A 13,983-nucleotide genomic window follows, 5' to 3' on the forward strand; every position below is an offset into this window, starting at 1 on the left:
GGCACCGGCCTCCTCACGCCACCGCGACGACTACCCCGGCCGCCACGAGCAGCACGAAATAGCCCCAGGCGTGGAGGATCTCGGGGATCTTCGGCACCCGGCGGCGCAGGAACACGATGATCGGCAGTCCACCGATGAGCAGCGCCGCGGCCGCCACCAGGTCGAGTGATCCCACGATGCCCGGGGCATCGATCGCCGCCGGGGTCAGTATCGTCACGAGCACAGCCGGGCTCATGATCACCAAGGTCAGCGGGTTGGCCAGGGTCGTGGCCACGGTCATCGTCGCCCCGGACCGGCGCATCATCGGCACCGTCATCACCGACCCGCCGACGCCGAGGAACGACGCCAGCCCACCGATCGGCACTCCCCAGACCGCGGCGATTCCACGGCCTCCCTCGCTGACTTCGCCAACGTTGTCGACGACCGCGGGCTTGCGCCGGAAGAATCCCGGCCGGGCGAGCAGATCGATGGCCGTGGCCGCGATGTACGCGACGAACCCCCACTGCAGCAGCGCGTCCGGAGCGAACCGCCCCGCGAACGCGCCCAATCCCCCGCCCAGCGCGAGCAGTCCAAGCAACCACCACCGCCCTTTGAGGTGGGCGAGCGTGGATCGCTTCGTCGACACCGTCGCGACGATCGCATTGACGAGCATCACCAGCGCCGAGGTGGCCGCCGCCACCCGTGCCGTGTCATGTCCGAGATCCGAATCGACCAGGGTGATGATCGGGACCGTGACGAAGCCGCCGCCGAACCCGAAGAGCACGGTGGTCACGCCGACGAGGCAGCCGATGAGAACGAGCCCGAGGAACTCCATACTCTCAGGATCTCAGATCCGGGCGATGAGCAGCGGCTGGGTCACAGCTCCGACATAGCCGATTTCGTCAGCCAGGTCGCCGTTGGCGACACCGCGACCATCGGGCCCGACGTGGGTGCGGACATTCATGTTCAGCCATTCGGACTTCGGTTCCCGGGCGAATGTCAGCGACAGCGACGGTGGGATGAACGTCCACTCCCCGTACGGCACAGCCGCCGAGACACCGTTCGCCGAGTCCGCCACGATGACGAAGCGCTGAATCGGGCTGGTTTGTTCACCCGCGACGAGCGGGATGCGCGGGCGTACCCAGACGTCGGCCGCCCCAAGTTCCTGGAGACCGCCGGAGACGAAGCGCCACTCGATAGCACGCCCGTAGCCCCAGTCGGGGCTGATGCCGGGGAAGTACTTCTGCTCTTGCGGTTCCGGCACCGCCGAGGTGTCGAAGGTCGAGGCCACCTCGGCGCTGGAGTCCGGTGTCGATCGCATCCTCCACGCGGTTGCGGTGACGGCGAGACGGTCCTCGGCCCAGAGTTTGGCTTCGACGAGTTCGATGCGCTTTCCTGGTCTCACGATCGTCGCCTCGGTGCGGATGCGGCCCTGCGGGATGGGGCCGAGCATGTCGATCGTCAGCCGCCCGATGCTCATCGCCTCGTCCTCGCGGACGCGTTCGACGGCCCGGGCGAGCAGTGCTGCGGGCGGCCCGCCGTGCTGCATCCGTTCGTCCCAGGGGCTCGTCGTGGCCCGGGTCGAGTCGAATTCGTTCTCACCGCGAGGGAGGTAGAAAGCCTCGGGCAGTGGTGTGACCTCGTTGTCTGTCACGCATCCTCCTCAATCGTTCGTTAAGTTCTCAGGCTACTGTCTCTCGGCTTTCGCGGCGAAGGCGAGCGCGAATTCCTTCTTGCTGTCGGCAATCGCCTGCGCCTCGAAGGTGTTCTTCCACGACCGCAGCAGTCGCTTCTGCTGCGCGATGACGGCCCGATCGGCGCGTGTGGTGTCGCGCAGCAGCTCGAGTGCGCGCTCCTCGACCGACCCGTCGACGGAGTCGTTGAGGAAGCCGCAGGCGAGCATGTCAGCGGCGGAGAAACAGTTGCCGGTGAGCACGAACTCTGTCGCCTTCGTCCATCCCATCAGGCGGTGGAGGTTGACCGATTCGAGCACCGATGGGATGCCGATGCGCACCTCGGGCATCGAGTACCAGGACTCGCTGCTGCCGATGCGGAAATCTGCGGCCGCGGCGATCTCGGCAGCCCCGCCGATGCAGTAGCCGTCGATCGCCACGGCGACCGGAAGTGCGCAGTTCTTGATGGCTTCGCAGACCTCGCCGAGGCGGCTGATCGTCTCGTATGCTCGCGACGCACACGTATGCGCGAACTGTGCCGTGTCCATCCCGGCAGAGAATCCCCGTTCGCCGGCTGAAGTGAGGAGGACAGCGCGCAGCCCTTCGTCAGCATCGGCCTCGGTGAACGCGTCGATAAGCTGGCCGAGCATCTCTTCGGTCAGCGCGTTCGCCTGGTCCCGGTTGTCGATGGTGACGGTGAGGACGTCGTCGGTACGGTCTTGCCTGATCATGCGGGCTCCTGCCTGTGAGTGTGTCGCTTCCTCAACCTTATTCCGCCCCAAGGCTCGCCAACGCCGACTCAACAAAGGCCGACGCCGCCGGGCTCGGATTGAATTCGCTCCAGGCGAGGTATTCCGCGCGCTTAGGTCCGTCGGTCACGGGCACAGTGGCCAGCTCTCGCCCGTCCGGCACAACCGCCGGGGCGAGCAGCGCAATACAAAGCCCCTGCCCGACGAGGTCGAGCATCATGTCCACGAGCATCGATTCGAACGCAACCGTTCGGGTCAGTCCCGCCTCGGCGAAGGCCCGATCGGACTGTGAACGACCGGGACTGTCGGAGGGGAAGTCGACAAATGCCTCATCGGCGAGATCGGCCAGCCGCAGCCGTCGGCGTTCGGCGAACCGATGGCCCGGGCCGAGCACGGCCACGAGCCTCTCCTGTGCGATGACGGTGCTCGCCACGCCCTTCGGCTCGACGTCCTCCGGCAGTCCGAGGACTGCCGCGTCAAGGCTTCCCGCCCGGATCCGGTCGATGAAGTCGAGACTCCCGCCCACGCTCATGCCGATGCTCACATGCGGATACGTCCGGTGGAACCGGCCGAGAACCCCCGTGAGGTCGAGTCGGGTCACCGTCGGGATCGCTCCGACGCTCAGACTTCCGCGCATCTGGCCTGTCGCGGCGACCGCCTCGGTGACGGCCCGATCCGCGGCGTCGAGAGTCGCTCGAGCACCGGCGACGAAGGCGTGCCCGGCTTCGGTCAGTTCGACTCGCCGGCTGGTCCGAGCGAAGAGCTGAACGCCGAGCTCGCGTTCGAGGGCCTTGATCTGATGGCTCAACGCCGACTGGACGACATGAGTCTTCGCCGCCGCTCGGGTGAAATTACGCTCCTCGGCGACGGCGAGGACATAGCGCAGCTGCTGCAACTCCATCCATTAATGATCTCAGTTCATTGATCGGATGAAAACAATGTGTTGGACTCATGGCACGGTGCAGGCAGACGCTGGTGTCATGACAACGACGACCACGCCCACCCCATCCGCCCCGTCACCGACGCACTCACGAGTCGGAGCCACCGTCCTCACCGCCCTGGCCCCAGCCGTCTGGGGCTCGACCTACCTCGTGACCACGGAATTCCTGCCCGCGGGCCATCCGCTCTTCGCCGCCCTCATGCGCGGCCTTCCGGCCGGCCTCATCGGCCTTCTCATCGCCCGCCGCCTGCCCGCCGGGTCCTGGTGGTGGAAAGCAGTGGTGCTCGGCACGCTCAACATCGGGATCTTCTTTCCGCTCCTGTTCGTCGCAGCCGCTCGCCTGCCCGGCGGGGTCGCTGCGACTCTGGGTGCCGCGCAGCCGATCCTCGTCACCGTCCTCGCAGTCATCGTCCTCGGTGAGCGCCTGTCGGTGTGGCGATTGGGCTGGGGGTTCGTCGGCGTTGCCGGAGTCGGTCTCGTCGTGCTCGGCCCCGGCGCCGGTTTCGATCCAATCGGCATCGCAGCGGGCATCCTCGGCGCCGCCTCGATGGGAACCGGCGTCATCCTCGTCAAGAAGTGGGGACTGCCGCCCGGCATCGGACCGGTCGGCTTCGCGAGCTGGCAGCTGAGCGCCGGCGGACTCGTCCTCCTCCTGCCCACCCTGCTCGTCGAAGGCGTCCCCGCACAGGTCGACGCCCCCGGCATCGCCGGCTATCTGTGGCTGGGCGGGATCGGCGGACTGCTCGCGTACACCCTGTGGTTCCGCGGCCTCGGACGCCTGCCGGTCACTGCCACCGCCCTGCTCGGGCTGCTCTCCCCGCTCGTGGCCGCCGGACTCGGCATCGTCTTCGCCGGTGAGAGCCTCAATCTCGCACAGGTCTCCGGCTTCGTCCTCGCTCTGGCCGCGCTGGCCTGCGGTCAGCTCTCCCCGACCGTTTTCACCCGTGCACGCACCCTGGATCGCACAGAGAAGGAGCCCACAGCATGAAGATCACCGTCATCGGAGCTACCGGCATGGTCGGGTCCCGCATCGTCGCCGAGGCCGCCGACCGCGGCCATGACATCATCGCCGCTTCACGCCGCCCGAACAGCACATCCGCCGTTTCCACTGCCGCAGTCCGGCCCGGAGTTCAGGCTCTCCCCGTCGACGCTCGCATCGCCTCCGACCTCAACTTGGCGCTGGCCGATGCCGATGCAGCAGTGCTCACCATCCGGGCCGCACCAGGACAGACGTCACAGTTCCTTTCCCTTACCGAGGCGGTGCTGACAGCCACCGCCCACGCGCGGGTGCCGCTGCTCGTCGTCGGCGGGGCTGGTCCGCTTTGGTCCCCGGTTGATCCCGACTCCATCGTCCTCAACGATCCTGAGTTCGTCGCCGAGGAGTGGAGAGACCTGGCTGCAGCCAGTCTCGCCCAACTCGAGGTCTGCCGGAATCACTCAGCGGACCGGTGGACCTACGTCAGTCCTCCGGCCGTCCTCGCACCCGGCAACCGCCTCGGCGAGTACCAGCGCGGAACGACAGTCCTGCTCATCGGGGCGGACGGCCAGGCTCGCATCAGCGCCGAGGACCTCGCCGCTGCCGTCATCGACGAACTCGAATCACCAGAGGGCGACCGGCACTTCACCGTCGCAAGAGTCTGAGGTTCGCGCGGTCAGGCGAAGGGCATCGGCCGGCCACCACCTCGGTCGTCCCTGTCTGTCCCACCTGCGGCCAGCCTCACTCTTGTATCCAAGATGGATGCAAGTTAATGTGAGTGGGTCTTGACCACTACAACGACGTGAGACCACCATGACCAGCCACATCCGCGAACAGGCCAAACTCATCACTGCCCAGCTCCTCTCGGGAGCCGGCATCGCCTCCGGGTATGCCGTCGGCGGACTGCTCGCCGAAGAGATCACCGGGCAGACCTCGATGGCCGGATTCGCGCAGATGAGCGTCATCCTCGGCGCCGGTCTCATCGCCTATCCCCTCGCCGTGCTCGCCGGTCGCTCCGGTCGTCGCAAGGCGTTGACCTTGGGCTTCGGCATCGGCACGCTCGGCGCGGTGGTCGTCCTCATCGGTGTGGCTCTCCAGTTCCTGCCCTTGTTCATGCTCGGGATGATGATGTGCGGGTCCTCGACAGCCTCGGGCTTGCAGGCCCGTTACGCCGCCGTCGACCTCGCCGACCCGGCCGCCGCTGGTCGCGCGATGTCCCTGGTGGTGTGGGCGACGACCGTCGGCTCCGTCCTCGGCCCCAGCTTCACCGCCCCGGGTGCCCACCTCGGCGAAACGCTGGGCATGAACGGATTGGCCGGGCCCTACCTCATCTCGATGGTCGCGTTCGCCCTGGCGACGCTGTCGGCCTCGACGCTGACGAAGTCGGTGGCCGCCGGAACCGACCACCCCGGCGAACCCAGGGTCGACGATCCCGGCCACGACGGTGAGGGCACGGCCGAGGTCAACGGCAGCGCCGCCTCGGCGAAGGAATCCGCCCCGACCGACAAGTCCACCACCACCGAGGCGACCGCCCCTCCCCCGATGAAACTCGGCGAAGCGCTGCGCTTCGCCCTGGCCCGCCCGGTGCCGCTGTTCGCGATGATCACGATCATCGCGGGGCAGATGATGATGACCAACGTCATGGTCATGACCCCGGTGCACATGGATCACCAGGAGTTCAGCCTCGGCGCGATCGGCATCGTCGTGAGCATCCACATCGCCGGCATGTACGCCCTGTCCCCTGTATTCGGCTGGATGGCCGACCGGTGGGGTTCGGGCGTCGTCATCGCAGGTGGGGCCGGTATCTTCGTTCTCACTATCGTCCTCGGGGTCATCGATGCAGTGGCCCCGGAGTCGTCGATGGTGCTGCTGTCGACTGCGCTGTCGCTGCTCGGAATCGGGTGGTCGATGTTCCTCATCGGCGGCTCGTCCCTGCTCACCGCCTCGGTGCCGGCGCATGCGAAGGTGCCGCTGCAGGGCGCTTCGGATTCGGCGATGAACCTCGGCGGGGCGCTCATGGCGGCGATGGCCGGGTCCGTGCTCGGCGCCGGCGGATTCCTGTGGATCAACCTCATGGCCACGTTCGTCCTGCTCGTCGCCGTTGGATTCTCGATCCGCGCGATCCCGCTGATGAGCTGGCCCGGACGCCGCGCACCCGCCCTCGCCGAGGCGGCCGACCGGCCCGCTGCCGCCGCGAGACAGGACGAGGTGGGGAAATGAGTAAGAAGACAGGATCCTCGAGAACGGCGACCGAATCAATGAGCGCGGCCGAGCGCGCCTATTCGGTCATCCGCGGGCAGATCCTCAACGGCTCTCACACGCCCGGCACGATGCTCGGCGAGGCGGCGCTGGCCACCGAGATCGGCGTCAGCCGCACGCCAGTGCGCGTGGCTCTGGCCAGGCTGCAGGACGAGGGATGGATCCACATCTATCCCAAGCGCGGGGCGATCGTCCAAGGCATCGACGAACGCACTGTCGCCGAGCTCGCCGATGCCCGCTTTGTGCTCGAGACGACCGCTGTCGAGCGGGCCACCGAACCCATGCGGCAGCGATTGGCGGAGAAGCTCGGTGATCTCATCACGCAGCATCGAGCCGCTTTCGCCGAGGGGGATGTCGCGCGTTTCATCGAACTCACCCTGGAGTTCCACCGCGGCTTCGTCGAGGCAGGGGACAACCGGGTCATGCTCGAGATGTATTCGCTGCTCTCGGACCGGCACAGATTCACCCTATTCATGAACAGCCGACACCTGCTCGATCGGTCGGACGACCTCATCGCCGAACACGAGGCGCTCGTCGCACATCTGCGCTCCGGCGATTCCGCGGCGTTCGCGGCGACCCTGCGGGGACATATTGCGGAGAACGCCGGTCCGGCGCGCTGAGGCACGGACGCTGTCCTTGCTGGCAACAAGAGTTCGGTACGCCCCGCTCTGAATTGATCACTTTCTTCAGTGGGCAATCCAGAGGAAGGTGTACCGAACTGGCAAGTACCGCGGTGCATCCGCTCCGATACGACCTCGCCCTCGCGGATATGCGGCGGCGAGCGCCTATGGCGTGATTCCGGACGTCCCGGCATGCTCCTCGGAAATCGCGATCTTCACATTAATGAGTTCAGAACCTAGAGGTTCTATATTGGAAGAGGCGGGAGGTGGACATTCATCTGGCCTCAGGACACTCAACACCTAGTGCGATTGAGAGGGAAGTGAGAAGAATGGCTGAGACTCTGAGCGATTTCCTCGACCACTATCCAGTGGACCGTGAGAACGTTGAACGCCACAAGCAGCGAATGCTCGCGGAAGTCCGCGCCCACCGCCTGAAGGAACTCCGATCAACCGCCGGGCTCACTCAGCAGGAACTCGCCGACAGAATCGGCGTTTCACAACGCCAAGTCTCCAAGATTGAACATGGAGACCTTGAGAACACCAGGATCGGCACTGCTCGGCGCTGCCTGGAAGCAGTTGGCGGAAACCTGACACTCGACTTCGTCTTCGGAGAAACTCGAATCCAGATCGCCTGATTCGTCCTGGCTATGGTCGCCGCACGTCGCACCAGCGATACCTCAATGTCGTGCCGCCATGTCGGCGGCCAGCTTCCTGACCAGCTCCCGCGCCGCCGGTGGATCGATGACTTCGATGTGGTCGGTGAATTGCATGAGCTGCCTGACTCCGTCGAGTTGGTCGTAAGCGACGATGATCCGTACTTTCGCATCATCAGTCGGCACTTGTTCGACGGAACGCAGTCGACTGCCGAGGATCCTGCGCGCAATATCCTCTCCTCCGACCTCGAGAAGAGCCGTCACAAATACGTCCTCTCGGCTCTCCAGACGCTCGACCAAAAATTGCGCAACACCCTGCAGCGTTGTCTCCGGCCGGAGCGTCCGTACAGATTCAAGAACAGTCCACTTCCGCATTCGGGTCATGGCGAACATGCGCGGATTCCCATCGACATCGGCAATGAGGTACCACCGCCCGCCTCGCAGATAGAGACCATACGGGTCGACCTGATAGATTCGCGTTTCAGCTTTCCCGCTTGACCGATATTCGATCTGCAATCGCCGGGCCGACCGGAGGCAATCGACGAGGTCAGCGAAGTCGAATGCCGCTTCGTCGGCGAACCATGCCGAGCTATCGATCTCGACCACTTCACGGAGAGGAATAGGTTGCTGATCTGTCCGCTCGAACGGCTTTGGCCGCCGCGCGTCTAAGCGTTGGAAGGCCCGCAGCATTCCCTCTTCGAGGCCGAGATGGCGCGCACTTCTGAAATCCAAACCGACCAGCGCCAGCGCCTCCGCTTCGGTTGCGGATAGCCGGTTCACGTCGATCTGCGTTCTCGTCTGCAGGGAGATCCCGCCGTAGCGGCCGGGCGCTGCAACGACCGGCACATCCGCTTCGATCAATGCGTCGATGTCACGCAGGATCGTTCGCACCGAAACACCGAACTGTTCGGACAGACGAGCAGCCGTCGTCTGACCAGCGGACTGGAGCGCCACGATGATCGACAGCAATCGCTGCGGACGTTTCACTTCGTTCCTCCTCCCTCCCCTGCAGAGAGTTTTTCCGAGCTCGTTTCCAAACATGACATGGGCTGTCATCTATTGCTGTCAGTGTAGAACCACGGCGACCGAACTGAAGGTCACCGAACGTCGAAATCATCGAAAACCAGCAAACAGAAGGAGCACCTCATGCCTGCACCGAACCTGTTTCTCATCTACGTCACCGACACCGCCGCCTCGACGGCCTTCTACAGCAACCTCTTCGAGATGGAACCCGAGATGGTCACACCCCACTACGTCTCATTCGAAATCGCACCGGGAGTTCTGTTCTCCCTCTGGAGCGGCGCAAGTGAGTCAGTCACAAAAACATCAGTGCGCACGTCAGAAGTCGGACTCATGGTGCCCGGAACCGCAGAAGCAGTCGATGCTGTTTTCGCCGACTGGACCGCAAAGGAAGTTGTTGTCGTTTCCGAGCCCTACGACGCAGTCTTCGGGCGCACCTTCGTCGTCGCCGATCCCGACGGGAATCTCATCCGCGTCTCGCCCGTGGATTGAACTCCGCCTCGGCGAAGGGGTCAACACGGAAGCGCTGGCTAACAGTCGGACAGATTGGCGATACGATTCAGGACGACTATGCCGACCGGCAATTCGAACTGCGCGAGGATGTGAATGCTCAGGTATCTGGCTGCTCTGCCATTCGCGCTGCCTGCGTTCGCCCTCGGTGCCACTATCGCCGGAATCTTCTCGAAACGCCTTGGGAGACAGATCCACGAACATCCCGCCGTCGTCTTCCTGTGGTTAGCAAGTCTGTCGCTGATCCTTGCCGCGACTCTCACTCCTTCAAGCCAAGCGTTCGAGGCTCACGAGGGGCTTCGAACCACACGGGTGTGGATCTGGTCTCTGCCATCCCCGGGTGCGCTGACCCATGTGAATTGGCAGTCGATGAACCTGCTGCTCTTTGCACCGGCAGGCTTCGCGAGCGGCTTGTACTCCAGGCGACGGAATGTCATGCTTTTCGGTTCGCTGGCCCTATTGAGTTCACTCGCGGTCGAAGTCGTCCAATATCTGCTGATTCCGCTCGGCCGAGCGCAATTCAATTCGGCGACGGTGATCATCGGTTGGACCGGAATCACGGCTGGAGCGCTGGTGGGTGCTCTCGTCTCAGCTCTGTACAGACGCGGTCAAAGCCGGGCGGCTGCGCCCGCATAAGGACTGACAGCCGGAACCAGGCGATCGTCCGGCTCTCGTGTCGGTCAGGTGAGCCGAGCGTGGAGCTGGGTACGATGGCCTGGTTCCGGACTTCCCCCTACAGATCGGATGATCATGAAGAAGCTTGCGCTGTCTGTCAGCGGATTGGCTGTGGCCGCCGGCACCGTGGTCTCTGCCCACCCCGCGATGGCTATGGCCGATGAGGGTGCTGCACACGTAGCCGCTTCCCCGGCCAGCGAGAAAGACCGCATCGATTCGCTGCTCGAAGACGGCGCGGAGGCCCACCCTCTCGACCTCGTCCCAGGGGCGACAACCGATCCAGTTAAGATCAAAGAGATAGAAGAATCAGCTGTTCCTGCCACGGTCGTCGTCAATCCCGACAACGGGGAGATCGTGGCTGCCAAGGTCGAGTCCAGCACCATTGGACATGTCATCATGGACCTAGCCCAGCCTGATTCCATTTTCCCGACCTTGACCAAGTGACAGGGCCCGCGGGATTCTGACCCCGCCTCGGCGAGGGGTTCCGCACTCCCCCACCCGGTCGTAGGCTGAGGTCATGGAGCACAGATATCTGGGAAACAGCGGACTCAAGATCTCCGAGATCACCTACGGCAACTGGCTCACGCACGGTTCGCAGGTGGAGAACGACACCGCCACGAAGTGCGTGCACGCCGCCCTCGATGCGGGCATCTCCACCTTCGACACCGCCGACGTCTATGCGAACACCGTCGCCGAACAGGTCCTCGGCGATGCGCTCAAGGGCCAAAGGCGCGAATCGCTCGAGATCTTCACGAAGGTCTACTTCCCCACCGGACCCAAGGGACACAATGACACCGGGCTGTCGCGCAAGCACATGATGGAGTCGATCAACGGCTCGCTGCGCCGACTCGGCACCGACTACGTCGACCTCTACCAAGCCCACCGCTACGACTACGAAACCCCACTGGAAGAGACGATGCAGGCCTTCGCCGACATCGTCCGCTCCGGCAAAGCTCTCTACATCGGCGTGAGCGAATGGAACGCCGACCAGCTGCGCGCCGCCCACCACCTGGCCCCCGACCTCGGCATCCAGCTCGTGTCGAACCAACCGCAGTACAACATGCTCTGGCGCGTCATCGAGGAACGGGTCGTCCCGACGTCGAAGGAACTCGGCATCTCGCAGATCGTCTGGTCCCCGATCGCGCAGGGCGCGCTGACCGGCAAGTACAAACCCGGCCAGCCGGTCCCCGCCGGCTCCCGAGCAACCGACGAGGACGGCGGCGGCGCTGAATCGATCAGGAGCCGCTATCTTCACGACGACAAACTGACGGCAGTGGCGAAGCTCGAACCGATCGCCGACGAGCTCGGAATCACTATGGCGCAGCTCGCGATCGCCTGGGTGCTGGCCAACGACAACGTCGCCACCGCCCTCGTCGGCGCCTCCCGTCCCGAGCAGATCGCCTCGAACGCCGAGGCCGCCGGGGTCACCCTCGACGCGGACGTCCTCACGCGCATCGACGACATCCTCGGCGACCTGCCGGAGACCGACCCCAACAAGACCCAGTCGCCGGCCACCCGCCTGACCTGATCCCTCACCGAGGCGGCCGACCGTCCGACCGGCCCCTCACCGAGGCGGCCGACCGTTGCGATTCCGACCGCGGCCCCGTATCGGGCCACGATCAGGATCGTCCGCACCGGCGACGGGTGTCTGTCACCCAACCGGGAGATGAACTCGACGAATCTCACACCGACCCGGGGCCGTCTCGGCGAGGGTCGTGCGTTAAACTGCATAAAACGGTTATATAACCAAGGAATTTAATTCCGGGCGCGAAGAGGGGCCCATTCAGCACACCGCCTCGGGCGGGCTGTCGCTGGAAGACGAGAAGAGACGCAGACGACGAACGGGTGAGGGGATGCCATTGGCGAACGGAGACGATATTCAAGAAGGCACCCCGGTCAACCGAAACCTCGTGCTTGCGGTTCTCGTCTCAGGCGCGTTCGTCATCATCCTCAACCAGACGCTGCTCAACACCGCCCTACCGGCGTTCATGCACTACTTCGACATCACCTCCGGCGCCGCACAGTGGGTGACGACCAGCTTCATGCTCGTCAACGGCATCATGATTCCGGTGACCGCCTTCCTCATCGAGAAATTCACGACGCGAGGCCTGTTCTTCACCGCCATGGGCCTATTCATCCTCGGCACTCTCATTTGCGCGATCGCCCCGGTCTATCCGGTGATGCTCATCGGCCGCGTCATCCAGGCCTCGGCCGGCGGCATCATCATGCCGCTCATGCAGACGATCCTCTTCGCGATCTTCCCCGTCGAGAAACGCGGTTCGGCCATGGGGACCTTCGGACTCGTCATCGCCTTCGCCCCGGCTATCGGCCCCAGCCTCTCTGGCTGGATCGTCGACCACCTGCCGTGGCAGACGCTGTTCTACATGATGCTGCCGATCGCGATCATCGACCTCATCATCGCCTACTTCCTGCTCAAGAACGTCACCGAACGGACCTTCCCGCGACTCGACGTTCTCTCAATCATCCTCTCCACCCTCGGCTTCGGCGGACTGCTGTTCGGCTTCGGCACCGCAGGTGACGCCGGGTGGCTCAGTGCCGAGGTTCTCATCCCGCTGGTCGTCGGTGCGATCGCGCTGACGTTCTTCATCACCCGCCAATTCAAACTCGAACAGCCGATCCTCGAGTTCCGCATCCTCCGCTACCGCATGTTCACCCTCAACACCCTGCTGGGCATGTGCGTGTTCATCGTCATGGTCGGCGGCATGATGGTCCTGCCGCTGTACATGCAGAACATGAATGACTTCTCGGCCATGGAGTCGGGCCTTGTCCTGCTTCCCGGTGCCGCGGTGATGGGACTGATGTCGCCGGTGACCGGTCGCGTGTTCGACGCCATCGGTGCGAAATGGCTCGCCATCGCCGGATTCGTCCTGCTCACCGGAACCACGTTCCTCTTCGCACGGCTGGAACCGGACACCGGTTTCATCTACCTCGCCGTGGTCAACACGATCCGCATGTTCGGTGTCGCCATGATCATGATGCCGGTGACCACGGCCGCACTCAACCAGCTGCCCGCGCACCTCATTCCGCACGGCACCGCTCTGAACAACACGATGCGTCAGATCGCCGCATCGGTCGGCACAGCAGCGCTCGTGACGATCATGGTCTCGGCCGCACGGAACCCGGAGACCTACGGCATGGCGGGCCTCGTCCACGGCGCGAACGTCGCCTTCTTCGTCGCCGCCTGCGTCGGCGTCCTCGGCATCATCGGTGCGTTCTTCATCAAGAACTCCCACGGACTCGAACCGGGACAGAAGAAGACCACCGGAAAGTGACCCCGGGGCGCCGCAGACGCCCGACCGCCATACAAGCGGATCAGCCCCGACCTCTCAGCGGATCCGGACCGGCCCCTCAGCCGCTCTTGTCAGCACCCTCAACGAGGTGGCCCGCCACAATGCGCGCCTGTTCGAGTGCGTCTTCGGGCTCCACTGCTCCGCTGAGCACCAGAGTGGCGTATCCGTGGACGAGCGACCATGCCGCCACCCCGAAATCGGAGTCCGGCCCTGATCTGGTCTTCGCCACTCCGACCGAGAGCGCAGCCCACGCCCGCTGACGGGCCGCAGTCAGCTCGGCGTCGTCATCGTCGAGCAGCCGGGGCTGGAACATCACCGTGAAGTGCGATGGGCAGGCGAGCGCGAATTCGACATAGGCGACTCCGCGGTCGATGAGTCCGCCGCCTTCGTCGACTCCGGCCAGCGCCTCTGCGAGACGGTCGTACCCTTCGGCCGCCAGCGCCGTGAGCAGACCGGATTTGTCACCGAAGTGATAGGTCGGAGCGGCGTTGGAGACTCCGGCCCGTTTCGCCAGCGCACGCATGCTCAGTTTGGCCACGCCGTCCTCGGCGATCGCCGAGGCGGTCTCCTCCAACAGGGTCCGACGCAGATCCCCATGATGATAAGTCACAGTTCGAT

At 64.6% G+C, this 13,983-nt stretch carries 16 protein-coding genes; 10 read left to right on the forward strand and 6 right to left on the reverse strand.

The window, feature by feature from the left end:
• Positions 1-13 precede the first annotated feature (13 nt).
• Genes SB749_RS01340 through SB749_RS01355 form a run of 4 tightly spaced genes read right to left on the reverse strand, consistent with a single transcriptional unit; the run spans position 14 to position 3,302 of the window.
• The gene (locus SB749_RS01340) at positions 14-814 is read right to left on the reverse strand and encodes a sulfite exporter TauE/SafE family protein (RefSeq protein WP_410708638.1); all 801 of its coding nucleotides are present in this window, start codon (positions 812-814) and stop codon (positions 14-16) included.
• A 12-nt stretch (positions 815-826) separates the two neighbouring features.
• Entirely contained in the window at positions 827-1,633 is an 807-nt protein-coding gene (locus SB749_RS01345) for a thioesterase family protein (RefSeq protein WP_410708639.1), read from the reverse strand.
• Positions 1,634-1,666: 33 nt separating this feature from the next.
• Positions 1,667-2,383, reverse strand: coding sequence for an enoyl-CoA hydratase/isomerase family protein (locus tag SB749_RS01350; protein ID WP_410708640.1), 717 nt, complete (start codon positions 2,381-2,383; stop codon positions 1,667-1,669).
• Positions 2,384-2,420: 37 nt separating this feature from the next.
• Positions 2,421-3,302, reverse strand: coding sequence for a LysR substrate-binding domain-containing protein (locus SB749_RS01355; protein ID WP_410708641.1), 882 nt, complete (start codon positions 3,300-3,302; stop codon positions 2,421-2,423).
• A 79-nt stretch (positions 3,303-3,381) separates the two neighbouring features.
• On the opposite strand from SB749_RS01355, the gene SB749_RS01360 reads away from it, so the two are divergent.
• The 5 genes from SB749_RS01360 to SB749_RS01380 all read left to right on the forward strand — a co-directional run bounded on the left by SB749_RS01360 (position 3,382) and on the right by SB749_RS01380 (position 7,831).
• Positions 3,382-4,329, forward strand: a complete 948-nt coding sequence (locus SB749_RS01360; RefSeq protein WP_410708642.1) for an EamA family transporter — start codon at positions 3,382-3,384, stop codon at positions 4,327-4,329.
• Positions 4,326-4,982, forward strand: coding sequence for an NAD(P)-dependent oxidoreductase (locus SB749_RS01365; RefSeq protein WP_410708643.1), 657 nt, complete (start codon positions 4,326-4,328; stop codon positions 4,980-4,982). Before SB749_RS01360 ends, SB749_RS01365 begins: the two co-directional genes overlap by 4 nt.
• 148 nt (positions 4,983-5,130) lie before the next feature.
• Positions 5,131-6,537, forward strand: a complete 1,407-nt coding sequence (locus tag SB749_RS01370) for an MFS transporter (protein WP_410708644.1) — start codon at positions 5,131-5,133, stop codon at positions 6,535-6,537.
• Positions 6,534-7,196, forward strand: coding sequence for a GntR family transcriptional regulator (locus SB749_RS01375; RefSeq protein ID WP_410708645.1), 663 nt, complete (start codon positions 6,534-6,536; stop codon positions 7,194-7,196). Before SB749_RS01370 ends, SB749_RS01375 begins: the two co-directional genes overlap by 4 nt.
• Positions 7,197-7,462: 266 nt before the next feature.
• Positions 7,463-7,831, forward strand: coding sequence for a helix-turn-helix transcriptional regulator (locus SB749_RS01380; RefSeq protein ID WP_410708646.1), 369 nt, complete (start codon positions 7,463-7,465; stop codon positions 7,829-7,831).
• Positions 7,832-7,873: 42 nt separating this feature from the next.
• On the opposite strand, the gene SB749_RS01385 is transcribed toward SB749_RS01380, so the two are convergent.
• Positions 7,874-8,836: a helix-turn-helix transcriptional regulator gene (locus SB749_RS01385; protein ID WP_410708647.1), complete on the reverse strand. Its 963-nt coding sequence runs from the start codon at positions 8,834-8,836 to the stop codon at positions 7,874-7,876.
• Positions 8,837-8,995: 159 nt separating this feature from the next.
• On the opposite strand from SB749_RS01385, the gene SB749_RS01390 reads away from it, so the two are divergent.
• The 5 genes from SB749_RS01390 (at position 8,996) to SB749_RS01410 (ending at position 13,347) form a co-directional block, all read left to right on the forward strand.
• Positions 8,996-9,361 carry a VOC family protein gene (locus tag SB749_RS01390; RefSeq protein WP_172170430.1) on the forward strand — a complete coding sequence of 122 codons (366 nt, stop codon included), beginning with the start codon at positions 8,996-8,998 and terminating at the stop codon, positions 9,359-9,361.
• Positions 9,362-9,475: 114 nt separating this feature from the next.
• On the forward strand, positions 9,476-10,015 hold the full coding sequence (locus SB749_RS01395) for a hypothetical protein (RefSeq protein ID WP_410708648.1): 540 nt from the start codon (positions 9,476-9,478) through the stop codon (positions 10,013-10,015).
• 108 nt (positions 10,016-10,123) lie between these two features.
• A complete protein-coding gene (locus SB749_RS01400; RefSeq protein WP_410708649.1) occupies positions 10,124-10,498 on the forward strand; it encodes a hypothetical protein in 375 nt (124 codons plus the stop codon).
• Between the two features lie 73 nt (positions 10,499-10,571).
• Positions 10,572-11,582: an aldo/keto reductase family protein gene (locus tag SB749_RS01405; protein ID WP_410708650.1), complete on the forward strand. Its 1,011-nt coding sequence runs from the start codon at positions 10,572-10,574 to the stop codon at positions 11,580-11,582.
• A 331-nt stretch (positions 11,583-11,913) separates the two neighbouring features.
• On the forward strand, positions 11,914-13,347 hold the full coding sequence (locus SB749_RS01410; protein WP_410708651.1) for an MDR family MFS transporter: 1,434 nt from the start codon (positions 11,914-11,916) through the stop codon (positions 13,345-13,347).
• A 76-nt stretch (positions 13,348-13,423) separates the two neighbouring features.
• On the opposite strand, the gene SB749_RS01415 is transcribed toward SB749_RS01410, so the two are convergent.
• Positions 13,424-13,975 (reverse strand): TetR/AcrR family transcriptional regulator, encoded by a 552-nt coding sequence (locus SB749_RS01415; RefSeq protein WP_410708652.1) that lies wholly within the window; start codon positions 13,973-13,975, stop codon positions 13,424-13,426.
• Positions 13,976-13,983 lie beyond the last annotated feature (8 nt).

Source organism: Brevibacterium sp. SIMBA_078, assembly GCF_046534565.1.
GTDB lineage: Bacteria > Actinomycetota > Actinomycetes > Actinomycetales > Brevibacteriaceae > Brevibacterium.